Origin of the sequence: Pedococcus ginsenosidimutans, from assembly GCF_039544395.1 — a bacterium.
In the GTDB taxonomy this organism is placed as follows: domain Bacteria; phylum Actinomycetota; class Actinomycetes; order Actinomycetales; family Dermatophilaceae; genus Pedococcus; species Pedococcus ginsenosidimutans.
Genome location: NZ_BAABLO010000004.1, coordinates 97567 through 122596 on the forward strand (window position 1 = coordinate 97567; position 25030 = coordinate 122596).

Below are 25030 nucleotides of genomic sequence, written 5' to 3' on the forward strand. Positions count from 1 at the left end.
TGTCACGACGGACCGGCCCGGGGAGGGTGCGGTCAGCGCCGCAGCGGGACCGTCTCGAAGGTCGCGCCGGAGTCGGTGCTGAGCGCGTAGCCCGCGTCCCCCGAGGCGAGCGCGTAGACCAGCGGTCCGCCTGCCGCTCCCGCCCAGGACCAGCCACGGGAGTTGTCGATCCCCGTCGGTGTGTCCCACGTCGACCCGCCGTCGCGGCTGACCACCAGGGCGGTCGGCTGGTCGTCCACCCCGCTCGTCGGCAGGCCCCGGGTCACCGCGACGAGGCGTCCCCGGTCGACCGACGTCATCCAGATGCCTGAAGGGGTGACGGGTCCCAGCCCCGGCGCGAGCCGGGCCGAGGACCAGGTGGCCCCACCGTCCCCTGACGTGGCCACTCCGTAGGAGTCCTTGGCGTCGTGGAGCTGGCACACCGCGACCAGGCCGCCACGGCCCTGGGCGCTCCCCCACAGCCACACACCACCGAGGTCGGGGCAGCCCTGCGGCCGTGCGAGCGTCTCCGGCGCGCCGGAGACCCGTCGCGGGAGGGTCTGCACGTCACGGTCGAAGTAGGCGACGCTCACGTACGCGTCGGCCCCTGCCATGCTCACCCACGCCGACTCGACGGGCGACGCCAGGTTCATCGCCTCGACCCGCGTCGCTCGTGTCCCGGTCACGGGCGAGGACCAGACCTCCAGCCCGGTGCAACCCCGGTCCGCAGCCGCGGCACCGTGGCGGCACTGCTCCGCGGTCACCATCCACGCGGTTCCACCGCCGATCTCGAGGGACAGCACCCTGCGTCCGCCCACGTCGACCGGGCTCCAGCTGCGGCCGCCGTCGGTGGTGCGCCGCACCTGGCCCCCGTACACGTAGCCGACCTGGGGCGTCGCGAACCGCACGCCCACGAGCTGGCGCGAGCCGGCGGGTGTGTAGAGGGGACCCTTCGTCGTGAGGTCCGTGATCGAGGAACGGGTGGCCCAGGTGCGGCCGTCGTCGTCGGAGGCGACGACAGCGGTGCAGCCACCGGACGGGCAGGAGGCCGACCCGAGCGCGAACAGGTGGCCGCCGCCGGCGTTGGTCATCGAGGCGATCCCGAACGTCGCGGGCACCGGGAGCACCTGCGACCCCGGCGCCGTCGTGGCCGGCGCCGTGGTGGCCGTCGACGCGGGGACCTTGGCCGGCGCCGAGCCGGTGGGGGCGGCCGTGACCGTCCGGGTCACGGTGACGGTGGGCCGGGGGGCCGCGGAGGTCGTCGAGGCGGTGTCGGAGGCCTGCTGGAGGCCGGGGCCGTGCCCCGTGCCGAGCACCAGACCCGTCGCGACCACGGCTGCAGCGGCCGCGGCACCGAGCCACAGCACGGCGCCGTGCCGACGGGGTCGCCGCGACTCGGCGAGCAGCGCCTCCCAGCGCTCCTCCCCGGCGGGCAGCTCCCGGACCTCGGCGCGCTCACGCGCGAAGAAGTCCTCGAAGGGGTCGGGGCTCATCGCAGGCCTCCCAGGGTCTTCGCCATCCGCTGGCGGGCGTCGAACAGGTCTCGCTTCACGGTGCCCTCGGACTTCTCGAGCTGGCGGGCCACCGTGGCCACGGGCAGGTCGGCGAAGTAGTGCAGCAGCACGACCACGCGCAGCCGGTCCGGGAGCTCCAGCACGGCGTCGCGCACCGTGAGCGTCGTGGCCAGGTCGGGGTCGGGGGTGAAGTCGTCGCGGCCGCCCTCGTGGCGGTTGTAGGCCAGGGCCTCACGCCCGCGCTTGCGCCAGTGGTCGCGCACGAGGTTGGCGGTCACGGTGTAGAGCCAGGCGCGGGGGTCGTCGACCCGGGCGAAGTCGCGGAACAGCTTGAGGAAGGCCTCGGTCGCGAGGTCGTGGGCCAGGTCGTGGTCGCCGACCAGCCGCGCGGTCCAGCCGGCGAGGCGCCCGTAGTGGACGTCGTAGACCTCGCGCACGGCAGCCTCGACGTCGACCCGGTCCCGCGTCGCCACGCCCACCCCTCCCCTGAGTGCCACGGCGGTCATCGTCGTCATGTCCCGTGGACGCCGCAGCCCCGCGCGTGGTTGGGACCATCCTGTCAGCGCCCTCGTGGCGCTCCGCGACAGGATGGTGCCATGGAGCTCGCAGAGGTGGTCCGCCGGCGGCGCATGGTGCGGCGCTTCGACCCCGACCGGCCGGTGTCCCCACAGTCCCTCGACCGGGTCCTGCACGCCGCCCAGCGGGCGCCGAGCGCGGGGTTCAGCCAGGGCTGGGACTTCCTCGTGCTCCGGGGGCCGGCCCAGACCGGCGCGTTCTGGGCGGCCACGGCGGACGGCGAGCGCGAGCCCGACGCCTGGCTGCGCGGGGTGGGCGCGGCACCCGTGCTGGTCCTGTGCCTGTCCCACCCCGACGCCTACCTCGACCGCTACGCCGAGCCGGACAAGGGCTGGACCGACCGGGACCCGGCCCGGTGGCCGGTCCCCTACTGGGACGTCGACACCGGCATGGCCGCGATGCTGATGCTGCTCACCGCCGTGGACGAGGGGCTGGGGGCGCTCTTCTTCGGGGTGCCCCCGCAGCGGCACGACCAGGTGCGGGAGGCGCACGCCATACCGCCCGACCGGAGGCTGGTGGGTGTCGTGGCCCTCGGCCACGAGCTGACCCGTACGACGTCGCCCAGCCTGCGGCGCGGTCGGCGACCGGCGGCGGAGGTGGTCCACTGGGGGGCCTTCGGCACCGGCCCCGGCGAGTCGGTCCCGGGCGCTGTCTAGCCGTGGGCCAAGATTGGGGGCGTTCCCCGCAGCCCGCGGGGCGTCCACGAGGAGTTGCACCCCGGTATGGCCCGCAAGAGCGCGACCGCGCCTGACGACGAGACCTACGTCGAGCGGATCGTCGACATCGACGTCCGCGAGGAGATGCAGGGGGCGTTCCTCGAGTACGCCGTCTCCGTCATCCACTCGCGCGCCCTCCCCGACGCGCGAGACGGCCTCAAGCCGGTGCAGCGCCGCATCCTCTTCTCGATGAACGAGATGGGCCTGCGGCCCGACCGCGGCCACGTGAAGTCCTCCCGCGTCGTCGGCGACGTCATGGGCAAGTACCACCCGCACGGCGACACGGCGATCTACGACGCGCTGGTCCGCATGGCGCAGCCCTTCACCATGCGGCTGCCGCTGGTCGACGGCCACGGCAACTTCGGCTCCCTCGACGACGGCCCGGCCGCCTCCCGCTACACCGAGGCACGCCCGGCCCCGGCGGCCCTGCTCATGACGACGGGGCTCGACGAGGAGACCGTCCCGTTCGTCCCCAACTACGACGACCAGCTCCTGCAGCCCGAGGTCCTGCCAGCGGCGTTCCCCAACCTGCTGGTCAACGGCGCGAGCGGCATCGCCGTCGGCATGGCGACCAACATGGCGCCGCACAACCTCGTCGAGGTCATCGGCGCCGCGCGCCACCTCATCGCCAACCCCTCGTGCTCTCTCGACGACCTCATGAAGTTCGTCCCCGGCCCGGACCTGCCCGCCGGCGGGCGCATCGTCGGCCTCGACGGCATCCGCGACGCCTACCTCACCGGACGGGGCAGCTTCCGCACCCGCGCGACGACCCGGATCGAGAAGACCTCTCCCCGGCGGATGGGCATCGTCGTCACCGAGCTGCCCTACCTCGTCGGACCGGAGAAGGTCATCGAGAAGCTCAAGGACGCCGTGCAGTCCAAGAAGCTGCAGGGCATCGCCGACGTCAAGGACCTGACCGACCGCAAGCACGGCCTGCGCCTGGTCATCGAGGTCAAGAACGGCTTCAACCCCGAGGCGGTCCTCGAGCAGCTCTACAAGCTCACGCCCATGGAGGAGTCGTTCTCCATCAACAACGTCGCCCTCGTCGGCGGCCAGCCGCGCACGCTCGGGCTCAAGGACCTGCTCCGGGTCTACGTCGACTTCCGCACCGACGTGGTGCGCCGCCGCACCGAGTACCGCCTGGGCAAGCGCAAGGACCGCCTCCACCTCGTCGAGGGCCTGCTCGTCGCGATCCTCGACATCGACGAGGTCATCCAGGTCATCCGGTCCTCCGACGACGGCAACACGGCCAAGGCGCGCCTCATGGACGTGTTCGACCTGTCCGACCCGCAGGCGACCTACATCCTCGACCTGCAGCTGCGCCGCCTCACCAAGTTCTCCCGGATCGAGCTCGAGACCGAGAAGACCGACCTCGAGCGCCAGATCGAGGAGCTCGAGGCCATCCTCGGCGACGAGAAGCTGCTGCTGAGGACCGTCTCCACCGAGCTCGCCGACGTGGCCAAGGCGCACGGCACCCCGCGACGCACGGTCCTGCTCGAGTCCGCCGGCGTCCCGGCCACGACCTCGACGCCGCTCGAGGTCGCCGACGACCCCTGCTGGGTGCTGCTGTCCTCGACCGGGCTCATGGCGCGCACCACCGGCGCCGACCCGATCCCCGCCGACGGCTCCCGCAGCAAGCACGACGCGCTCATCGGTGCCGTCCGCACCACCGCCCGCGGCGAGGTCGGGCTCGTCACCTCCCGCGGCCGCCTCGTGCGGCTCTCGGCACTCGAGCTGCCGACCCTCCCGCCGACCAACGGCGCCCCGAGCCTGTCCGGGGGCGCCCCGCTCGCCGCGTACGTCGACCTGCCCGCCGGTGAGGAGCCGCTCACCATCGTCGGGCTCGGGACGGACGGGTCGGGCATAGCCCTCGGGACCGCCCAGGGCGTGGTCAAGCGGGTCACCACCGACTACCCCGGGCGCCCGGAGTTCGAGCTCGTCTCGCTCAAGGACGGCGACGAGGTCGTGGGAGCGGTGGAGCTGCAGTCCGGCGACGAGGACCTCGTCTTCATCACCTCCGACGCCCAGCTGCTGCGCTTCGGGGCCGCCGCCGTGCGTCCTCAGGGGCGGGCCGCCGGCGGGGTCGCCGGCATCAAGCTCGGCTCCGGCGCGCGGGTGACCTTCTTCGGGGCGGTCCCCCAGGGCGCCGACGCGGTCGTGGTCACCTCCTCGGGATCCTCCGGCGCCCTGCCCGGCACCGAGCCCGGCTCGATCAAGGCCACGCCGTACTCGGAGTACCCGGCCAAGGGCCGCGCCACCGGGGGCGTGCGGTGCCACCGCTTCCTCAAGGGCGAGGACACGCTCGTCCTCGCCTGGGCCGGTCCGGTCCCGGCACGCGCCTCCGGCGCCAACGGCGTCGCCCTCGAGCTGCCCGAGCCCACCGGGAGGCGTGACGGCTCCGGGACTCCCGCGCCCGCCGCCATCGCCCGCATCGCCGGCCCGCCACGGTGACCGGCCACGCCGTCCCGGCGCCCGACGCCTGCTCGGTGGGCTTCGACCGGACCGGCCTGAGCGCCTACGGCACGGCTGCGCGGGCGATGTTCTTCGTCGCCGTGGAGCAGCCCGGCCCGTGGGGGCGCGACGCGGCCACCGAGTCCCACCTGCCGGCGGAGGTGGGCCGGACCCTGTCCCAGGCCTGCAGCTCCAGGGGCGGGCGGCTGAGCCTCCTGCGGCGTCCGGGGCGCCACCCCGACGACCCCCACGAGCCCGGCCACACGACGTACCTCGCCTGGGCCGGCGAGGACCCGTGGCTGCTGGTCGCCCGTGTGGGCGACCCCCGCACCCTCCTCGACGTCGACCTCGACGCGCTGGCCCGCGGGGACCGGGACAGTGTCCGCGCCACGCTGCCCGGGCTCGAGCCGAGCGCCCCGGTGCTGCTCGTGTGCACGAACGGACGGCGCGACGTGTGCTGCGCGGTGCGTGGCCGGCCCGTCGCCCTGGACGCCGCTGCGGTGTCCCCGGGCCGCGTGTGGGAGGCCTCGCACACCGGCGGGCACCGTTTCGCCCCCACCGGCGTGCTGCTCCCCCACGGCGCCACGTTCGCCCGCCTCGACACCGAGCTGTCGACCGAGGTCCTGACCGCGGCCGACCGTGGCGAGCTGCCCCGTCGTTCCCTGGGTCCCGCGCACGACCGCGGACGCAGCCCCCTCGGCGGAGCGGAGCAGGCGGCCGAGTCGCACGTCCGGCTGGTCGTCGGCGAGACGTCCCTGACCGCACTCTCGGCCGTGGCGCGCGAGGAGACGGTGACGACGGCCGGTTCCACGACGACGGTCGTGACGGTCACCCACCGCGACGGGCGGGAGTGGCTGGTGGACTGCGAACGCCGTTCAGGTCCAACCGAGCTGCCCGAGTCGTGCGGGAAGGCCGCGGTGGCGGCCTCGGCCTGGGAGACCCACGTCCGGTCCTGAGCCCGGCCACGTTCACGCACGGGTCGCCCCCAGTTACCCAATCGTTACCGCGTTCGCGACGGGAACCGATTGCGCAGCGGGAGCGCAAACGTTTACATGATGTCGGTTCACCTCAACGCCGAGGCACGTCCGCCTCAGCACGACGCGAGAAATGGAGGCGGGCGAATGGCCCTCCGATCGAACAAGCGGCGCACCTTCACGGTGCTTGCCGGAGCAGTGTCCGTGGCGCTCGTCGCGGCCGCCTGCGGTGGTGGCGGCGGCAACAGCGGCAACAACGCTGCATCGTCCGGCGCCGACTCCCGCGGCCCGATCACCTACGTCCAGGGCAAGGACAACAGCAACCTTCTCGCCCCCCAGGCCGCGCGCTGGAACGCCGCCCACCCCAACGAGAAGGTCACGGTCAAGGAGCAGTCCGACAAGGCCGACCAGCAGCACGACGACCTGGTCCAGCACTTCCAGGCCAAGGACCCCAGCTACGACGTGGTCTCGGTCGACGTGGTCTGGACCGCCGAGTTCGCCGCCAAGGGCTGGCTGACGCCGCTCAAGGACAAGTTCACCCTGCCGACCACCGGCTTCCTGGCCCCGACCGTCAAGGCCGCGACCTACAACAAGACGCTCTACGCGGCCCCGACGTCCTCCGACGGCGCGATGCTCTACTACCGCACCGACCTCGTGAAGACGCCGCCGAAGACGTTCGACGAGATGTGGTCGATGTGCTCCATCGCCAAGAAGAACGGCATGGACTGCTACGCGGGCCAGTTCGCCAAGTACGAGGGTGGCACCTGTAACGCGACCGAGTGGATGAACGCGTACGGCGCCAAGGTCGTCGACGACGCCGGCAAGCCGACCGTCGACTCCCCCGAGGCCGCCAAGGGCCTGCAGGCCCTCGCCGACCACTACAAGAACGGTGACATCCCCAAGCAGGCCATCACCTACCAGGAGGAGCAGAGCCGTGCGGCCTTCCAGGACGGCAAGTTGCTGTTCCTGCGCAACTGGCCCTACGTCTACAACCTCGCCTCCACGGACAAGTCGTCCAAGGTCAAGGGCAAGTTCGCCGTCGCCCCGCTGCCCGGCGTGAGCGGCCCCGGCACCTCGACCCTCGGTGGTCACATGGCGGCCATCAGCGCCTACTCCAAGCACAAGGCCACGGCCCTGGACTTCCTGAAGTTCCTCACCAGCCCCGAGGAGCAGAAGACCAACATGGAGAAGGGCTCGCTCGCCCCGGTGCTCGAGTCGATCTACGCCGACCAGGAGCTCGTCAAGAAGTACCCCTACCTGCCCGTGCTGAAGACCTCGATCGAGAACGCCGTGTCGCGCCCGGTCACGCCGTTCTACCCGGGTGTCACCAACGCCATCCAGGAGAACTTCTACGCGGCCATGCAGGGCCAGAAGTCCGCCCAGCAGGCGGTCAAGGACATGCAGGCGGCCATGCAGGCGGCTGCCGGCGGCTGATCCGCAGCAACCCAGCATTTCCCAGGTGTGGGGGGTGACCCCGTCGGGGTCACCCCCCACACCGCCTTCCACCCCCAACTCGCTTCAGACAGCACTCCGGGCAAGGAGCAGGCATGAGCAGTGTGGCGTCGACCGCCGGTCCGACTCAGAAGAAGCCGGCGAAGAGCAAGGGCCTCAACGCAGGCCAGGCACGCACGGGCTACCTGCTGGTGGCCCCCACGATCATCTTCCTGTCGGTGATCATCATCTATCCGCTGCTCAAGGCCGTTCAGCTGTCCTTCCAGAAGGACGCCGGGCTCGACCCCGCCACGGGGCTGTTCGTCGAGGGCGGTAGCGCAGGGGTCTCCAACTACACCCACTGGCTGCTCCAGCGGTGTGGCAACGTGGACTGCCCGCCCGGCGCCATCGGCGCCCAGTTCTACGACGCGTTCTGGGTGACGCTGTTCTTCACCGTCGTCAGCGTCGTCATCGAGGTCCTGCTCGGCATGTGGTTCGCGATGATCATGAACCGCGACTTCAAGGGCCGCGGCCTCGTCCGAGCCGCGATCCTCGTCCCGTGGGCCATCCCCACCGCCGTGACCGCCAAGCTCTTCTTCTTCATGTTCGCCTACGACGGCATCATCAACAAGCTCATCGGCTTCGTCGGCATCTCCCCCCAGCTGTGGACCAGCGACCCGTGGGCGGCCAAGTTCGCGATCATCATCGCCGACGTCTGGAAGACCACGCCGTTCATGGCCCTGCTCATCCTCGCCGGGCTCCAGCTCATCCCCGGCGACGTCTACGAGGCGGCCCAGATCGACGGCGCCACCAAGTGGCAGACGTTCGTGCGGATCACGCTCCCGCTCGTCAAGGTGCCCCTGATGGTCGCGGTGCTGTTCCGCACCCTCGACGTCCTGCGCATCTACGACCTCCCCGCGATCCTCACCCAGGGCGCCGGTGGCACCACGTCGCTGTCGATGCTCGTCATCAAGCAGAAGAACGAGGGCTTCCACAGCGCCTCCGCGCTGTCGACCATCGTCTTCCTCCTCATCGCCTTCACCGCCTTCCTGTTCATCAAGTTCGGTGGTGCCGACGTGATCCAGCGCCCGCCGTCGTCGAAGAAGGCGAAGGGCAAGGACGAAACCCCCACCCGCAAGGACAAGGACGCCCAGACGGGCAACCCTGTCGCCGCCAACGCGACCTCGACGGGAGCCTGAGATGACCACCGCGGCAACCACGGCCTCGACCACCGCGCCGCCCACCAGCGGCCAGAGCGAGGCGCAGGAGATCCACTTCCGGAGCAACCGCAACGCCAAGATCCGGATGTACATCGGCCTGGCCGTCCTGGTGATCTGGGGCCTCGCACCGTTCTACTGGATGGTCGTCACGGCCTTCCGCGACGTGGGCTACACCTTCGACAGCACGCCGTGGCCGACCCACGTGACGCTCGACAACTTCAAGACGGCGTTCTCGACCGCGCGTGGCAACCACTTCGGGGCTGCGCTCGGCCACTCGATCATCATCGGCATCGTCACCACGATCGTCGCGATGCTCGTCGGCGTCTTCGCGTCGTACGCCCTGGCCCGGCTGCAGTTCCCCGGCAAGTACGCCGTGCTCGGGGTCATCCTGGGCGCGTCGATGTTCCCCGGCGTCGCGCTCGTCTCGCCCCTGTTCCAGATGTTCTCCGACCTCGGCTGGCTCTCCGGCGCCAACTACCAGGCCCTGATCATCCCGAACATCTCCTTCGCGCTGCCGCTCACGATCTACACGCTCACCGCCTTCCTGGCCGAGATGCCGTGGGAGCTCGAGGAGTCGGCGCGGATCGACGGCTGCACGCCCGGGCAGGCGTTCCGCAAGATCATGCTGCCCCTGGCCGCACCGGGCCTGTTCACCACGGCGATCCTGGCGTTCATCGCCAGCTGGAACGAGTACCTGCTGGCCCAGCAGTTCTCGACCAACCAGACCCAGACGGTCACCGTGGCCATCGCCCAGTTCACCGGCGCCCAGCCCCACCAGGAGCCCTACACCGCGGTCATGGCTGCCGGGACGATCGTCACCGTGCCGCTCATCATCATGGTGCTCGTGTTCCAGCGGGCCATCGTGTCCGGCCTCACGGCGGGCGGGGTGAAGGGCTAGGCCCCGGCCGGCCCCTCGGCACCATGGGACTGTTCAACCCCGGGAGCGGCACCGGCAACGCCCGGGCGCGAGCACAGCGCCTCGACATGGTGCTCGGCATCCTCGGGTTCTTCGCCTTCATGGCCGTGGTGCAGACGGTCTACCTCGAGGTTCGCGGGGAGCCGGCGGGATTCTCCGCCGCGCTCCTCGCGGTCCTCCTCGGCCTGCTGTACCTCGTGTGGAGGGCCCGCAAGAACACGGGGATCTGAGCCCAGCACCCCCACCACCAGGACAGGTGTAATGACGACCATCGGCGACGTTGCCAAGGCTGCGGGCGTGTCCGTGGCCACGGTCTCGCGCGCTTTGCGAGGGGTGGACCGCGTCAGCCCTCGCACCCGCGAGCGGGTGATGGCCGCCGCCGCCGACCTGCACTACGTCGCCTCCCCCGCCGCGACGTCGCTCGTCTCCGGCCGCACCCGCGGCATCGGTGTCATCACGCCCTACTTCAGCCGCTGGTTCTTCGCCACGGTGATCACCGGCATCGAGAAGGCGCTGCGCGAGGAGGGCTACCACGTCCTGCTCTGCGACCTCGAGGGCCACACCTTCGACACCAGGCTCCCGATCACCCAGGGCATGCTCTGGAAACGCGCGGACGGCGTCATCATCCTCAACGTGCCGCCGGAGCCGGGTGAGCGCGACCTGCTCGACCGGCTCGGCATGCCGGTGGTGACGGTCGGCAACAGGCAGCCCGGCTGGCCGTCGGTACGCATCGACGACCAGGCCGCCATGGCGATGGCCACCGAGTACGCCATCGGGCTGGGCCACACCCGGATCGGGTACGCCGGCACGGTCCCCACGTCGGTGTCGCACCTGCAGACGCCCTTCGACCGCCGCCAGGCGTTCACGGACGTCATGACCGCGCACGGGCTCGAGGTCCGACCGCAGTGGACCCTGCGGTGCGACTGGACCGCCGACGGCGCTGCCGAGCACGCCGAGAGGCTGTTCGCCGGCAGGGACCGCCCGACCTGCGTCGTGGCCGCCTCCGACGAGATGGCGTTCGGCATCATGAGCGCCGCGCGCCGACGCGGCCTCGACGTCCCCGGTGACGTGTCCGTCATCGGCATCGACGACCACGTGCACTCACGCATCCTCGACCTGACCACCGTCCGCCAGGACGTCGAGGCGCAGGGCCGGCACGCAGGGGCCCTCATGCTCGCCGCCCTGCACGGCCACGAGGTGAGCCCCTCGCACGACGAGGTCCTGGGCGTCGAGCTCGTGGTCCGCGGCTCGACCGCGCCCCCGGCGACGGCAGACCGGGCACGCCCGACCCCCAAGGGCGTCAAGACCCGTACGCGGGCCAGGGGTGTCTCCGAGACCCTCGCCGTCTAGCGACCGCCGCGGGGCACCTGGTCGACGGTGCCCGGCAGCGGTCGCGACGGCCGCAGCTAGTTGACGGTGCCCTCGCTCTCCCCCAGCTCCTCGGGGTCGCGGATGTAGGTGCGCTTGGCGCGCAGGGCACGGTTCGCGAACCACGTGAGCGCCCAGAGCACCACGCCGAGGGCGAGCAGCCAGCCGGCGATCTCGTACTGGATCGGCTTGCGGCCGGTCAGCGGAGTGACGAAGTAGGCGCAGAGCAGCGCACCCAGCACCGGCAGCACCGTCGGGGCGACGAAGTGCTTGCGGTCGATGGTGTCCTTGCGCAGCACCAGCACGCAGATGTTGACGATGGTGAACACCCCGAGCAGGAGCAGGGCCGTCGTGCCGCCGAGCGCCCCGATCACCTGGCCATCGGCATTGAGGGTCACCAGGGTGATGAGGCCGAAGGCGATCGCCGTGGTGAACAGGATCGAGGCCCACGGGGTCCTGCGCCTGCGGTGCACCTTGCCCAGGAAGGGCGGCAGGACCTCCTGGCGCGCCATGCCGTAGAGCAGCCGGCTCGCCATGAGCATGTTGATCAGGGCCGAGTTGGCCACCGCGAACATCGAGATGAACGGCAGCAGGGTGTCGATCGGCACGCCGGGCGCGGCGCGCTCCACGACGGTGACCAGCGGGGTGTCCGAACCGGCCAGCTCGCCCACGGGGACGACCGCCACCGAGAAGAGCGCCACCAGCACGTAGATGACGCCGGTGATGCTGATGCCGGTGATCATCATCTTCGGGAAGTTGCGCACCGGGTCCTTGGTCTCCTCGGCCATGTTGACCGAGTCCTCGAAGCCGACCATGGCGAAGAACGCCAGCGAGGTGGCTGCCGTGACGGCCAGGAACGCGTTCTTGTCGCTCGGGCTGTCGAAGACCATCGTGCGGCTGAAGTCGGTCTTGCCGGCGGTGAGGGCGTAGAACCCGCAGAGGATCACCAGCAGCAGCCCGGACAGCTCGACCAGGGTGAGCACGATGTTGGCACGCACGCTCTCCCCCACACCGCGGAAGTTGACCGCGGCGATGAGCGCCATGAAGGCCAGTGCGATGAACAGGATCAGCCCGTTGGAGTCCTTGTCGAGGCCGAACCCGACGGCGAGGTTGGACGCGAACGCCCTCGACGCCGTGGAGGCGCTCGTGATGCCCGAGCACATGACCGTGAAGGCCACGATGAAGGTGAGGAAGTGCACCCCGAACGCCTTGTGGGTGTACAGCGCCGCGCCTGCGGCCTGGGGGTACTTCGTGACCAGCTCCAGGTAGGAGAACGCGGTGATCATCGCGATGCCGAAGGCGACGATGAACGGTGCCCAGGCGGCACCGCCCACCTCGGCGGCCACCTCACCGGTGAGGGCGTAGACCCCCGTGCCGAGGATGTCCCCGACGATGAAGAGCAACAGGAGCTTGGGCCCCATCACCCGCTTGAGCTCGGTCTGTTCTTCCCCCGTGTCGACGTGCGTGGTCGTGGTCATGGGCAGCACCTCTCGGTCGCCGAGGCCGCCCTTCACGGCCCCTGCTCCCGCCCACAGTGGCGCAGTTCACCAAGCAGGGCAACGACAACGGGTACGGCGCGCGGAGCCGTCCGTGCGCCGTACCCGTCCTGGCGTGGTCCGCCGGAGCGACGCTCAGGCGTCGATGCGGTCGCGGTCGAGCTCGGCGGCGGAGTCGACGATGAAGTCCTTGCGAGGCCCCACGTCGTTGCCCATGAGCAGCTCGAACACGCGCTCGGCCATCTCGGCGTCGGCCAGGGTGACCCGGCGCAGCGTGCGGTGCCGCGGGTCCATGGTCGTCTCCGCCAGCTGGTCGGCGTCCATCTCGCCCAGGCCCTTGTAGCGCTGCAGCGGCTGCTTGATGTTCTTGCCGCGCTTGCCGAGGGAGGCCACGGTCGTGCGCATCTCCTTCTCGGAGTAGGTGTAGATGAGGTCGTTCTTCTTGGCGCCGTTGTTGACGACCTCGATGCGGTGCAGCGGCGGCACCGCGGCGTACACCCGTCCCGCCTCGACGAGCGGGCGCATGTAGCGGAAGAACAGGGTGAGCAGCAGGGTCCGGATGTGGGCGCCGTCGACGTCGGCGTCGGTCATGATGATGACCTTGCCGTAGCGGGAGGAGTCGAGGTCGAACGAGCGGCCCGAGCCCGCACCGATGACCTGGATGATGGCGGCGCACTCGGCGTTCTTGAGCATGTCCGAGACGGACGCCTTCTGGACGTTGAGGATCTTGCCGCGGATCGGCAGCAGGGCCTGGTAGTCGCTGGAGCGGGCGAGCTTGGCGGTGCCGAGGGCGCTGTCACCCTCGACGATGAACAGCTCGGACTTCTCGACGTCGGTCGAGCGGCAGTCGGCGAGCTTGGCCGGCAGCGACGAGGTCTCGAGGGCGTTCTTGCGCCGCTGGGTCTCCTTGTGCAGCCGCGCGCTGATCCGCGACTTCATCTCCGAGACGACCTTCTCGAGCAGGAGTGCCGCCTGCGCCTTCTCACCGCGCTTGGTGGAGGTGAGGCGCTCGGTCAGCTCCTTCTCCACCACCTTGGTGACGATGGCGCGCACGGCGTTGGTGCCGAGCACCTCCTTGGTCTGGCCCTCGAACTGCGGCTCGGCGAGGCGGACGGTCACGACCGCGGTCAGCCCGGCGAGGACGTCGTCCTTCTCGGGCTTGTCGCTGCCGACCTTGAGGCGTCGGCTGTTGACCTCGAGCTGCTTGCGGAACACCTTGAGCAGCGCCTGCTCGAAGCCGGCGACGTGGGTGCCGCCCTTGGGCGTCGCGATGATGTTGACGAAGGAGCTCACCTTCGCGTCGTACCCGGTCCCCCAGCGCACCGCGATGTCGACACCGCACTCGCGCTCGACCTCGGTCGGGGTCATGTGGCCCTTGGCGTCGAGGACGGGCACCGTCTCGGTGAACGTCCCGGTGCCCTGGAGGCGCCACACCTCGGTGACGGCGGCGTCGGGGGCCAGGAACTCCGCGAACTCGGAGATGCCGCCGTCGTGGACGAACGTCTCCTCGTGCGTCCCCTCCTCGCCGGGGGTGCCGGGTACGCGGCGCTCGTCGCGGATCACGATGGTGAGGCCGGGCACCAGGAAGGACGTCTGTCGGGCCCGCGAGACGAGGCCGGCGTAGTCGAACGCAGCGTCCTTGAGGAAGATCTGCTCGTCGGCCCAGTAGCGGACCCGGGTGCCGGTCACACCACGCCTGGCCTTGCCCACCACGGCCAGCTCGCTGGAGCGCTCGTAGGGGGTGAAGGCGTGGTCGGGGGCCTTGTCGGCCGTGGCGACGTCGGGGAAGTAGCCGGGCTCGCCCCGGCGGAAGCTCATGGCGTAGGTCTTGCCGGCCCGGTCGACCTCCACGTCGAGGCGTGCGGACAGGGCGTTGACGACGGAGGCGCCGACACCGTGCAGACCACCGGAGGCGGTGTAGGAGCCGCCGCCGAACTTGCCACCCGCGTGCAGCTTGGTGAAGACCACCTCGACACCGGTGAGGCCGGTGCGCGGCTCGATGTCGACGGGGATGCCACGGCCGTTGTCGCGGACCTCGACCGACCCGTCGCGGTAGAGGATCACCTCGATGCGGTCGCAGTGCCCGCCGAGGGCCTCGTCCACCGCGTTGTCGATGATCTCCCAGAGGCAGTGCATGAGCCCGCGGCCGTCGGTCGAGCCGATGTACATGCCGGGGCGCTTGCGGACCGCCTCGAGCCCCTCGAGGACCTGGAGGTGGTGTGCGCTGTAGTCCGAGGTGGACTTCGTCGTCGCGGCCTTCTTCGCGGTGGTGGCTGCAGCCACGGGGTTCCCTTCTCGGTGCTCTGGCGGCCAGGTCGCTGACCGGTCCCCGCAGGGTAACCCGGACCCCCGCGAGGCTCGCGCAGGCACGCGGTACGGACGGGGCGCCCCTCGGCCACGACGCCCCGGCAGGCACAGGGGCGCCCACACACCCATCCACCGGACACCCGAGCACCGAATCACCCGATGCGACATGACGTGACCCACATCATGGGCCAATGCGGGCAGGGAAGAACCCGGCGTGCTTGACTGTTGCAACCGGCGCCGGAAGGAACGTGGTCCCACCCCTGGGGCGACCACCGACCGGCGGAGGATGTCTCACCGAGACACGAATGAAGGAAGGCTGACGTGACCACTGCACTGGCACCCTCTCTGACCGCGGCAGACCGCTGCGACCGCTGCGGCGCCCAGGCCTACGTGCGCGCTCGCCTTCACGCTGGTGGGGAACTGCTGTTCTGCGCCCACCACGGACGCGAGCACCTGCCGAAGCTGCGCGAGCACGCCGACATCCAGGACGAGACGCAGCGGCTCCACGAGTCGCCCGCCGTCCCGGACGAGGAACGGTAGGTCCGGCGCCCGACACCCTCCTCATGGAGGCTTCCGTCTGGGTCCCCGCCATCCTGATCGTCGTCGGGCTGGTGGGGATCGTCGTCCCCGTGCTGCCCGGGTTGCTCCTGGTCCTCGCGGCCGTCCTCATCTGGGCGTTCGACACCGGGTCCGCCGCGGGATGGAGCGTGTTCGCCCTGTGCGCGGTGCTCTACGTGGCCGGGATGGGACTGCAGTACGCCGTGCCGGGACGGCGCCTGCGCGAGGCGGGTGTGCGCCGGTCGACGCTGTTCCTCGCCGTCCTGCTGGCGCTCGTGGGGTTCTTCATCATCCCGGTCGTCGGGGCCGTGGTCGGCTTCGTGGGCGGGATCTACCTCGTCGAGCTGGGTCACTCCCGCGACCGTGGCACCGCCTGGACGTCGACCCGTGCCGCCCTCAAGGCGGTCTTCCTGTCGATCGGTATCGAGCTGCTCGCCGGCTTCGCGATCGCGACGACCTGGGTCGTGGGAGTCCTCGTCACCACCTGACGCCGTGCCTCAGCGCGTGCCCGGCTGCTGGGGTGCCGGTGGCTGTGTCCTGCTGCTGGAGGTGGTGCTCAGAAGCCGCTGTCGCGACGGCGGTCCCAGCGCTCCTCCATGCGGTGCATGAACGAGCCCGCGGAGCGGGCACCCTTGGTGCCCTTGCCACCCTGGCCGGGCTTGCCGCGCGGCGCCGAGCGCCGCACGCTGCCGTCGGGCTGGACCGTCCCCAGGGCCGCCTTGCCGCGTCGCGGCGGCGTCAGGGCGAAGGCGACGGCGGCGACCATCAGGGCGAAGCCGACGGCGCCGATCCACATGGTCGTGTTGACTCCCACGAGCACGAGGGCCAGGCCTGCCACGACCCCCACCACCCCGATCGCGACGCGGCGCCGGGCTGCGGCGCGAGCGCCCGCTCCCTGCATCTGCGAGGCGAACTTGGGGTCCTCGGCATACAGCGCCTGCTCCATCTGCTCAAGCAGCTGCTGTTCGTGCTCTGAGAGCGGCACGGTGACCTCCTGGACAAATCGGCGTGCAAGACCTCCAACGCGCCACGCCCCCGATTCGTTGCGCCGGTGAGGGTGCATCGTCGCCGGTCAGTGGCTTCGCGCTGACGTCTTCAGGATATGTCGCAGCGGGGGGTTGCACCATCCGTTCGGGCAGGCCGGTCCGGGCGCCCGTCAGTGGTGCATGTCACCCCGGCCCGCGTCTGGCCGACGACGCTCCGCGTCGCTGATGAGGCTGGCCGGGCGGACGCTCCCGGCCCCGAACCGGGCACTCGCGCGATCGACGGCCCGGTCGGCCTCGCGCCACCCCTGCTCGGGCTCGTCGAGGAGGCCCTGGATGGGGGCACCCGCACCCTCGACGAGCCCCTCCATGCGCACCCCGACGAGGCGGATCCGGGCGCGCTGCAGGCCCAGGGCGTCGTACAGGCTGCGGGCCATCTCGTAGATCTCGCGGCTCACGTCGGTGGGGTCGCGCAGGGTCCTGCTGCGGGTGATCGTGGTGAAGTCGGAGAACCGGACCCTGATGGTGACGGTGCGCCCGAGCATCCCGGCCGCGCGGACGCGGGCCGCCGTCCGGTCGCTGAGCTTGAGCAGCTGGCGGTGGATGTGCGCCGGGTCGTCGACGTCGAACTCGAACGTCTCGTCCGAGCCGATGCTGCGCTCGCGGCGGACCGGTTCGACGCCGCGCGGGTCGCGTCCCCAGGCCAGGTCGTGCAGGTGGGGGCCTGCGCTGTCCCCCAGGGCCCGGCGCAGGGTGTCCAGAGGAGTGTGGGCGATGTCGGCCACCGTGTGCAGCCCGAGCCGCAGGAGGGTCTCCTCGGTCTTGTCGCCCACGCCCCACAGTGCCCCCACGGGCAGCTGCTGGACGAAGGTGACGACCTCGTCGCGGGGCACGACCACCAGGCCGTCGGGCTTGGCCAGGCCCGAGGCGAGCTTGGCGACGAACTTCGTCGGGGCGACCCCCACCGAGCAGGTGATGCCCTGCTCGTCGTGGATCGTGTCGCGGATGAGCTGGCCGATCCGCGCCGGGTTGCCGAGCCGGCGCACCGAGCCCGCGACGTCGAGGAAGGCCTCGTCGAGCGACAGCGGCTCGACCAGCGGGGTGATGGTGTCGAACGTCGCCATCACCGCCGCCGAGATCTGGCTGTAGAGGTGGTGGTCGGGGGCGATGACGGTCGCCTGCGGGCACAGCCGACGGGCGCGTGACATCGGCATCGCGGAGGCGACCCCGAACCGGCGCGCCTCGTAGGTCGCCGACAGCACGACCCCACGGTTGCCGCCTCCGCCGATGATCACCGGGGTGCCGACGAGCTCGGGTCTGCTGAGCAGGGAGGCGGAGGCGTAGAAGGCGTCCATGTCGACGTGCAGGACGGTGCAGCCGGTGTCGTCCGGCGGCCGGTCCGCACTGCGCGTCGGCAGGGTGAACTGGCGGCGGCTCACGTGCGGGCGAGGACGTGGACCGCTGCGCCGAGCTCGCCGAGGAAGCCGAAGTCGGGGTGCCGGCTCGCGGCCGCCTCGAGGTCGAGCAGCGCGGCACGGTCCGCGTCGGAGTCGATGAGGGCCGAGGGGACCAGGTCGCTGAACAGGCGCACACCGTGCACGTCCTCCACGACCAGGCCGGTCTGCTCGACCATCGCGCGCAAGGTGCTCGCGTCGAAGCGTCGGGGCAGGGGGTCGGCCGGGCCCCAGCGGCCGTCCTCGCTCACCAGCGCCTGGTGGGCCTGGGCGAACTGGCCGGCGAGGGCCCGTGCCAGCACGACGGCCAGGCGCTGCGCGGCGACGATGCTCAGGTGGCCGCCCGGGGCGACGACGCCCGCGAGGGCGGTGAGGGTGGCCTGCGGGTCGTCGACCACCTCGAGCGTGCCGTGGCAGCAGACCAGGTCGACGAGCTGGTCACCGACGATCCCGGCCAGGGAGTCTGCGTCACCCTGGACGGCGGTGACGCGGCCGGCGACCCCCCGCTCGGCGCTGCGCCGGGACAGCGACGCCAGGGCGTCAGGACTGGGGTCGACGACGACGACCTCGTGGCCGAGCTCGGCGAGGGGTACGGCGAGCCCACCGGTGCCGCCCCCGAGGTCGAGGACGCGCAGGGGCCGGTCGCCGTCGGCCTGCCGGCTCGCCCTCTTGGCGTCGAGGAGGTCGCGGACGGCCGACCACACCGCGGAGGTGCGCAGGGCGGTCTCGACCCCGCCACGCCGTGTACGCCACTGCTCGTCGGCCACGGGGTCCACCTCCTGGGTCTGCTGCTCTGCCGCTGGTGTCATGCGCGGCCACTGGTGTCGGGCGCGCTCGTGGCTGCCACCCTAATGGCCCGAGCTGCCGGGACTGGAGTGCCACAGCTTGCGTGGCGGCACGAGCCGGCCCACCCCGTCGTCCGGCACCTGACCGTGCTGCGCCAGCGCCCTGGACCCCCGGACGTCCTCCCCCGGCGGCTTGGTGTCGGCGTAGGGGGACTGGCGGAAGCCCGAGGCGTGCACGAGGACCCGGCGCCCGGCCGGACCGCCTGCCTTCTGGGCCTCCCCCGCCAGCTCGGCGAGCGCGGCGAGCTCGGCGGCAGCCTGCTCGCTGGCCTCCATCGCGGCGTGGACGGCTTCCAGGCCCCCGCTCGTCCATGCCTCCCACAACGGGGTGAGCTCCCACGCGCCGGTGGCGCGCAACGAGATCCCGCGCGGTCCGGTCCGCCGGACGACGCCGCGCACGAGCATCATCCAGGAGTGGAACACCGTGGCGGCGTAGGGGCCCTGGACGTCCTCGAAGAAGGTGGCGTCGACCGGCCCGGTGGCGTCGTCGAGGGTCAGGAACACGACCCGCCGCCCCGACCGGATGGGCGGGGTCTGGGTCGCGACCTTGACCCCCGCCACCCAGACGGTGGACCGGCTGCGCGACCCCAGCAGGTCGCGGCTGCGGGTGACCCCCAGCGCGTCGAGCATCGGGGTGTAGAACTCCACGACGTGGGCGCTCGCGTCGAGGCCCAGGATGTCGAGCTCGGCCCGGATGCGCTCGGGACCGCTCAGCTCGGGCAGGCCGGTGCCGGAGGTGAGCTCGGGCCGGTCACCGAGGTCGAGGGTGAGCTGCGTCGGCTGCTCGGCCGCGTCCTGGACGGGCAGCGCCGCCTGTGACTGGCCCGCGGCCAGGGCTCGCACGCCCGAACCGTCCGTGACCCCGTCGCTGGGGGGCCGGCCCCCTGGGGGGACCCGGCCGCTCCCCCGACCGCGCCGCGGCGCGGCCCGCCTGGCGGACCGGTCCAGCGCCCTGCCGTAGCGGTCGAGCTCGGCGACGTGCAGGAGCAGGTCGCGCCGGGTGGTGCGCCCCCTGCGCCCGAGCCCACCCGCACCCATCCCCCGGGCGCCGGTCGGCCCGGCCGGGGCACCCATGCCGTAGAGGGAGTCGAACCCGCCGGCGAGGACGAGTCGCTCGGCCACGGGTCGCGAGACGTGCGCCCGGTGCCAGAAGTCCGCGAGGCCGGCGTAGGGCTGCCCGGCGACGACCCTGGCGACCTCGGCGTCGCTGATCCCCTTGACGTCGGCCAAGGACAACCGGATGCCGTAGCCGCTGGCGTCGGGCAGGTCCGGGTGCGCCGGGGGCCGGGGCGCCCAGTAGGACTCGAGGGAGTCCGGCGCCGCGGGCGGTGTCGCGAGGGTGGTGGCGCCCTCCAGCCGCTCGATGCGGTAGTCACCGGTGGAGGCGTTGACGTCGAGGCCCAGCACGGCGATACCGAGGGACCGGGCGTCGTCGAGGATGAGCCGCTTGGGGTACATGCCGGGGTCGTGGGTAAGGACGCCGGCGAGGAACGCGGCCGGGTGGTGGGTCTTGAGCCACGCGGAGTGGTAGGTGGGCAGGGCGAAGGCCGCGGCGTGGGCCTTGCAGAACCCGAACGACGCGAACGCCTTGAGCACCTCCCAGATCCGGTCGACGTCGGCGGGGGCGTAGCCGCGGGCCCGGGCGGCAGGTCGCCACCACGCCTCGATCTCGAGCTGGCCCCTGGGCGTGCCGAGGGCCCTCCGGACCTCGTCGGCCTGCGCCAGGGACACCCCGGTCGTCTCGGCGACGATCATGAGCACCTGCTCGTGGAACACCACGACACCCTCGGTCTCGCGCAGCGCCTCGATGAGCGTGGGGTGCAGGTAGCTGACCTCCTTCCAGCCGTGGCGGGCCTCGAGGAACGGCGTGATCATGTCGGACTTCACCGGCCCGGGGCGGAACAGCGAGATGTCGATGACGAGGTCCTCGAACCGCTGCGGGCCGAACTTGCCGATGAGCTCGCGCTGCCCTGGGCTCTCGATCTGGAAGCAGCCGAGGGTGTGGCTGGTGCGGATGAGCCGAAAGGTGGCCTCGTCGTCGAGCGGGACCTGGGCCTGGTCGTCGAGGTCGACCTGCACCCCGTCGACCCTGGCCACCTCCTGCACGGCATGGGCCATGGCGGACTGCATGCGGATGCCGAGCACGTCGAGCTTGAGCAGGCCGAGGGTCTCGACGTCGTCCTTGTCGAACTGGCTCATGGGGAAGCCGAGCCAGCTCGCCTCGACGGGGGTCCGGTCGAGCAGGCCGCCGTCGGACAGGATCACCCCACACGGGTGCAGCGCGATGTGGCGCGGCAACCCGTCGAGGCGCTCGACGAGGTCGAACAGCGCCCGCAGCCGGGGGCTGTCGAGGCCGCGCGAGCGCAGCTCGGGCAGCTCGGCGATGGCGTTGCGGGCGTCCTTGGCACGGATGTGCGGGAACGCCTTGGCGATCTCGTCGATCTCCGTCGGGGGCAGGCCGAGCGCGGCACCCACGTCCCGGATCGCGTGGCGCACCTTGTAGGTGTCCATCATCGAGACGCAGGTGACCCGCTCCCCGCCGAACCGGTCGAGGATCCGCTCGTAGACCTCGGTGCGGCGCGCCGACTCCACGTCGATGTCGATGTCGGGCAGCTCGGCCCGCAGTGGTGAGCAGAACCGCTCCATGAGCAGGCGGTAGCGGATGGGGTCGACCCCACTGATGCCGAGCAGGTAGTTGACCAGCGACCCAGCCCCCGACCCCCGGGCCGCGACCCGGACCCCCATCCCCCGGATGAGGTCGACGACCTCGGCGACGGTGAGGAAGTAGGTCGGGTAGCCCAGCTCGGCGATGACCTTGAGCTCGTCGGTGAGGCGCTGCTCGACGGCCGAGAACTCCTTCTCCCCGATGCCGGGGTAGCGGCTCCCGAGCGCCTCACGGCACCGCTGCTCGAGCCTGGCCTGCGGGCTCTCCCCCGGCACGATGCCCAGCCTCTCGGGCTCGGGGAGGTGGACCGACCCGATACCGAGGTCGTGCCGGGCGCTCTGGGCGCAGGCGAGCCCGAGGCCCACGGTGCGGGCGACCAGGGCCTCCGCACGGCCCCGGTCGCCACCGGTGACCTCGAGGGCCACCGTGTGCATCACCGGGGTCGAGGCGAGGTGGGCCGCGTCGGTGACCCGGTCGAGGTGACGGGTGTCGAGGGCGACGAGCCGTCGCGCGGCGTCGAGCACGTCGACCACTGCCGACTCCCCCGGCTCGACGTGGCGCACCGCGGCGGTGAGGACGGCGGGGACCCCCTGCTCGTCGGCCAGCCCGAGCAGCCGGCGCGCGTGGGCCCGGGAGGCAGGGGTGCCCTCCGGCCCTGCGTGGCAGACCACCTCCACGACCACCGAGTCCGGGGGCAGCCTGCGCCGCCAGGCGGCCAGCAGGGCCCGGGCCTGGTCGGTGCGCCTGGCCAGCAGCGCTCGCCCGACGTCGGAGTCCGGCCCGAGCAGGACCACGAGCGGGCTCGCGTGGTCGCGGCTGGACCGGCGGTCTCCCCCGGTCCAGCACCGGGCGGCGACGACAGCGGCGGAGCTGACGGGTGTCCCCCGCTCACCGCGCAGGTGGGTCTCGGTCACCAGCCGGCACAGCGCCGCCCACCCCGCACCGTGCGGGACCCCCGCGGCGGCGCCCCGGGCCAGCACGGTGACCCGGGGGTGGCGGGGGTCGCGGTCCGTGCCGCCGCGCACCGGCGTGCGCGGCGGGGTCGCCGGGGCCCCCGGGCGGCGCGGGTCGCCGCTGCCGTCCCCGCCGTACCTGCCCTCGTCGCCGGGCGCGTCGGGGCCGATGGCGAGGTCGACCCCCAGGACCGGGGCGATGCCCGCGGCCGTCGCCGCCTGGACGAACCGGATCGCACCGTAGAGGCCGTCGCGGTCGGTGAGCGCGAGGATCGGCTGGCGGTGCTGGGCCGCCCGCTCGACGAGGGCCTCGGGCGTCGAGGTGCCGTAGCGCATGGAGAAGCCGGAGGCGACGTGCAGGTGGACGAAGTCGCTCACCCCCTGGCCAGGGGACGGCGGCCGGACGGAGGTCATGGCGTGGACGGCACGGAGCCCGCGAGCGCCGTGGGGACGAGCACCTCGGTGTGGGCCGCGAGCTGCACCGGCAGTCCGAGGCTGCGGCAGACGAGGTCGAGGAACACCTCGGACTGGCGCAGCAGGTCGTCGGCCTCGCGCACGCTGACGGGGTGCCCGGCGCGACGGGTGGACACGAGCTCGAAGAACCCGGCCCACTCCGCGAGCTCGGGGGCGACGGCGGGCAACAGCTCCCACAGGGACCGCGGTCCGCGGTGGCCGTCCGGGGTGGCGCGGGCCGCGACGAGGGCGGCTGCCGCACGCAGGGCCCCCAGCTGCGCCTGGAGGTAGCGCTGGGTGACCTCCTGGCTCTGGCAGGCCTCGAGCAGCGAGTGCCGAGACCGGTCGAGCAGCTCGAGGCTGGCTGCGGCGCTGCTCGTGGCCGAGTCGGTGGCGATGCCGGTCGTCGTGCCGGTCGTCAGGTCGGTGGTCATGATCACGGTCATCAGTCCGCCACGCGCAGGAGGCGCCAGTGGGGGGTGCCGAGGCCCTGGGGGTCGGCGCCGAGGTCGTAGACCCCCACGCCGGCGCACCGGCCCGCGCTGGCCTCGACGCGCCACACCTGCCGCTCACGGGCATCGGTGAGGACGTCGCCGCTGCCCTGCTCCCGCGCGTCCCGCCACCACGGACGCCGCTCCTGCCAGCGGTCGAGGACCGCCCGCACGACGTAGAGGCGACCCCGCCAGACGAAGGCCTCCGGCCCGGCGAGCGGAGCGGCACCGTCCCCACCGCTCGTGACGTCCCCGGACCTCGCGCCGTCCTCGGCCCCTGCCACGTCCCGGGCGAGCGGATGCCCCGCGAGCACGGACTGGCGGACCTCGATGGGTTCTTCGTACCGGCGCACCACGAGCAGGCTCCTTCGTCACGAGCAGGGCAGGATGAGGTGGTGCGGGCTCCGGCCCGGTGAAGGGACGGGGTCGAGGCGCCCGATCACGGGGGCCGGAGCCGCACACTGGTCCCGCGGACGGCAGGTGCGTGGTGTCCACGCTGCTGGCCATCCGGTTCTTCACTGCGGAACCATTCGAACAGGTGTTCGATAGAAGAACCGTACACCCGGCCTCGGACAGCCCGTCAAGGGCGGCGGGTGAGACGAACTGCGCGACCTCTGGTGGAGACCCGGGGCCCGTCCTAGGGTTTCGTCATGAGCCTGCCCGCACCGCCGGACCCCACCGCCGACGCAGGCGCCCCCGCGCGTGACCTGCGCCAGCACGCCGGCGTCCAGCGCGTCCTGGCCGCCCTCGCGGTGCACGGGGTGGAACCCCGGGTGGTCGTCCTCCCCGACGCCGCACGCACCGCGGCTGCAGCAGCCGCGGCCCTCGGCGTCACCACCGCGGAGATCGCCAACTCACTCGTGTTCCGCGCCCACGACGAGGAGGGCGTCGTCACGCCCCTGCTCGTCCTCACCTCCGGCGCCCACAGGGTCGACCTCGTCAAGGTCGCCGAGCTCGTCGACGGCATCGACCACCTCGACCGCGCCGACGCCGACTTCGTCCGTGCCGCCACCGGCTTCGCCATCGGCGGGGTGGCACCGGTCGGACACCCCGCGCCGATCCAGACGGTGGTCGACGTCTCCCTCAGCCGCTACCTGCACGTGTGGGCGGCGGCGGGCCACAGCCACACCGTCTACGAGACGACCTACGAGGAGCTGCTGCGGGTCTCCGGCGGCCACGCCATCGAGGTCGCCTGAGCGCACCGGTCAGGCGTGGTGCGCCTCGTGGATGCACAGCACGTTGTGGTCGGGGTCGGTGAACCACGCCGCGAGCTCGCCCTCCATCTCGGCGATGTGGTCCTGGGTGCGCAGCCCGGGCAGGTCGTAGTCCTCGAAGACCACTCCCCTGCCCTCGAGCTCGGCGACCTCGGCCCGGACGTCGGGCACCTCCCAGGTGAGGGCGGTGCTCGGGTTCTGCGACCCGGTCTCCCTCGGCAGCAGCCAGAGCATGGTGCCGCCGCCGAGGCGGTACATCAGGCTCCCCTCTGCGTTCGTCCCCTCGTACGGCAGGCCCAGCCGGTCGGAGTAGAACTCCTTGGCGCGACCGGTGTCGGTGACGGGGAGCAGGGTCGTGACTGCGCTCGTGGCCAGTGACATGACGGGCACCTCCTTCGTGCACATCCAGCGTCCTCCTGCCGGTGGCGCGCCTGCTCCACCAAAGTGGTGATCGGTCTGCGACAGA

At 72.0% G+C, this 25030-nt stretch carries 22 protein-coding genes; 11 read left to right on the top strand and 11 right to left on the bottom strand.

Annotated features, from left to right (window positions below):
- Window positions 1-32: 32 nt before the first annotated feature.
- Together ABEA42_RS05260 and ABEA42_RS05265 are read right to left on the bottom strand one after the other, a co-directional pair.
- Window positions 33-1472 (bottom strand): sialidase family protein, encoded by a 1440-nt coding sequence (locus ABEA42_RS05260; protein WP_345501632.1) that lies wholly within the window; start codon window positions 1470-1472, stop codon window positions 33-35.
- Entirely contained in the window at window positions 1469-1990 is a 522-nt protein-coding gene (locus tag ABEA42_RS05265; RefSeq protein ID WP_345501633.1) for an RNA polymerase sigma factor, read from the bottom strand. Before ABEA42_RS05265 ends, ABEA42_RS05260 begins: the two co-directional genes overlap by 4 nt.
- A gap of 99 nt (window positions 1991-2089) precedes the next feature.
- On the opposite strand from ABEA42_RS05265, the gene ABEA42_RS05270 reads away from it, so the two are divergent.
- The 8 genes from ABEA42_RS05270 (at window position 2090) to ABEA42_RS05305 (ending at window position 11127) form a co-directional block, all read left to right on the top strand.
- Complete coding sequence (locus ABEA42_RS05270) at window positions 2090-2725, top strand: nitroreductase family protein (RefSeq protein ID WP_345501635.1); 636 nt, start codon at window positions 2090-2092, stop codon at window positions 2723-2725.
- Between the two features lie 66 nt (window positions 2726-2791).
- A complete protein-coding gene (locus tag ABEA42_RS05275; protein WP_345501637.1) occupies window positions 2792-5236 on the top strand; it encodes a DNA gyrase/topoisomerase IV subunit A in 2445 nt (814 codons plus the stop codon).
- Entirely contained in the window at window positions 5233-6192 is a 960-nt protein-coding gene (locus ABEA42_RS05280; protein WP_345501639.1) for a sucrase ferredoxin, read from the top strand. The genes ABEA42_RS05275 and ABEA42_RS05280 overlap by 4 nt, the downstream gene beginning before the upstream one ends.
- A 165-nt stretch (window positions 6193-6357) precedes the next feature.
- Window positions 6358-7644 (top strand): ABC transporter substrate-binding protein, encoded by a 1287-nt coding sequence (locus tag ABEA42_RS05285; protein WP_345501640.1) that lies wholly within the window; start codon window positions 6358-6360, stop codon window positions 7642-7644.
- Between the two features lie 113 nt (window positions 7645-7757).
- A complete protein-coding gene (locus ABEA42_RS05290; protein WP_425571986.1) occupies window positions 7758-8840 on the top strand; it encodes a carbohydrate ABC transporter permease in 1083 nt (360 codons plus the stop codon).
- A gap of 1 nt (window position 8841) precedes the next feature.
- On the top strand, window positions 8842-9759 hold the full coding sequence (locus ABEA42_RS05295) for a carbohydrate ABC transporter permease (RefSeq protein WP_345501642.1): 918 nt from the start codon (window positions 8842-8844) through the stop codon (window positions 9757-9759).
- Between the two features lie 23 nt (window positions 9760-9782).
- The gene (locus ABEA42_RS05300; RefSeq protein WP_345501643.1) at window positions 9783-10007 is read left to right on the top strand and encodes a hypothetical protein; all 225 of its coding nucleotides are present in this window, start codon (window positions 9783-9785) and stop codon (window positions 10005-10007) included.
- A 31-nt stretch (window positions 10008-10038) separates the two neighbouring features.
- Window positions 10039-11127, top strand: coding sequence for a LacI family DNA-binding transcriptional regulator (locus ABEA42_RS05305; RefSeq protein ID WP_345501644.1), 1089 nt, complete (start codon window positions 10039-10041; stop codon window positions 11125-11127).
- A gap of 56 nt (window positions 11128-11183) precedes the next feature.
- On the opposite strand, the gene ABEA42_RS05310 is transcribed toward ABEA42_RS05305, so the two are convergent.
- Window positions 11184-12623 (bottom strand): APC family permease, encoded by a 1440-nt coding sequence (locus ABEA42_RS05310; RefSeq protein WP_345501645.1) that lies wholly within the window; start codon window positions 12621-12623, stop codon window positions 11184-11186.
- A gap of 153 nt (window positions 12624-12776) precedes the next feature.
- Entirely contained in the window at window positions 12777-14924 is a 2148-nt protein-coding gene (locus ABEA42_RS05315; RefSeq protein WP_345501647.1) for a DNA gyrase/topoisomerase IV subunit B, read from the bottom strand.
- A gap of 345 nt (window positions 14925-15269) precedes the next feature.
- Between ABEA42_RS05315 and ABEA42_RS05320 the strand changes: the two genes are divergently transcribed.
- Both ABEA42_RS05320 and ABEA42_RS05325 read left to right on the top strand, forming a co-directional pair.
- Entirely contained in the window at window positions 15270-15488 is a 219-nt protein-coding gene (locus ABEA42_RS05320; protein ID WP_345501648.1) for a DUF7455 domain-containing protein, read from the top strand.
- Window positions 15489-15511: 23 nt separating this feature from the next.
- Window positions 15512-15994, top strand: a complete 483-nt coding sequence (locus tag ABEA42_RS05325) for a DUF456 domain-containing protein (RefSeq protein ID WP_345501650.1) — start codon at window positions 15512-15514, stop codon at window positions 15992-15994.
- 68 nt (window positions 15995-16062) lie between these two features.
- On the opposite strand, the gene ABEA42_RS05330 is transcribed toward ABEA42_RS05325, so the two are convergent.
- From ABEA42_RS05330 to ABEA42_RS05355, 6 genes are all read right to left on the bottom strand, one after another.
- Window positions 16063-16491: a DUF3040 domain-containing protein gene (locus ABEA42_RS05330; protein ID WP_345501651.1), complete on the bottom strand. Its 429-nt coding sequence runs from the start codon at window positions 16489-16491 to the stop codon at window positions 16063-16065.
- A gap of 171 nt (window positions 16492-16662) precedes the next feature.
- Window positions 16663-17928, bottom strand: a complete 1266-nt coding sequence (gene dinB / locus ABEA42_RS05335) for a DNA polymerase IV (protein WP_345501653.1) — start codon at window positions 17926-17928, stop codon at window positions 16663-16665.
- A complete protein-coding gene (locus ABEA42_RS05340; RefSeq protein ID WP_345501654.1) occupies window positions 17925-18752 on the bottom strand; it encodes a methyltransferase domain-containing protein in 828 nt (275 codons plus the stop codon). The genes dinB and ABEA42_RS05340 overlap by 4 nt, the downstream gene beginning before the upstream one ends.
- Before the next feature lie 39 nt (window positions 18753-18791).
- Window positions 18792-22820, bottom strand: a complete 4029-nt coding sequence (locus tag ABEA42_RS05345) for a DNA polymerase III subunit alpha (RefSeq protein WP_425571988.1) — start codon at window positions 22818-22820, stop codon at window positions 18792-18794.
- On the bottom strand, window positions 22817-23293 hold the full coding sequence (locus ABEA42_RS05350; protein ID WP_345501657.1) for an SAV_6107 family HEPN domain-containing protein: 477 nt from the start codon (window positions 23291-23293) through the stop codon (window positions 22817-22819). The genes ABEA42_RS05345 and ABEA42_RS05350 overlap by 4 nt, the downstream gene beginning before the upstream one ends.
- Window positions 23294-23304: 11 nt before the next feature.
- Window positions 23305-23706, bottom strand: a complete 402-nt coding sequence (locus tag ABEA42_RS05355) for a DUF6504 family protein (protein ID WP_345501659.1) — start codon at window positions 23704-23706, stop codon at window positions 23305-23307.
- Between the two features lie 294 nt (window positions 23707-24000).
- On the opposite strand from ABEA42_RS05355, the gene ABEA42_RS05360 reads away from it, so the two are divergent.
- Window positions 24001-24546, top strand: a complete 546-nt coding sequence (locus tag ABEA42_RS05360) for a YbaK/EbsC family protein (RefSeq protein WP_345501661.1) — start codon at window positions 24001-24003, stop codon at window positions 24544-24546.
- 9 nt (window positions 24547-24555) lie between these two features.
- Here ABEA42_RS05360 and ABEA42_RS05365 read toward each other — a convergent pair whose 3' ends face one another.
- The gene (locus ABEA42_RS05365) at window positions 24556-24969 is read right to left on the bottom strand and encodes a VOC family protein (protein ID WP_345501663.1); all 414 of its coding nucleotides are present in this window, start codon (window positions 24967-24969) and stop codon (window positions 24556-24558) included.
- Window positions 24970-25030: the final 61 nt, after the last annotated feature.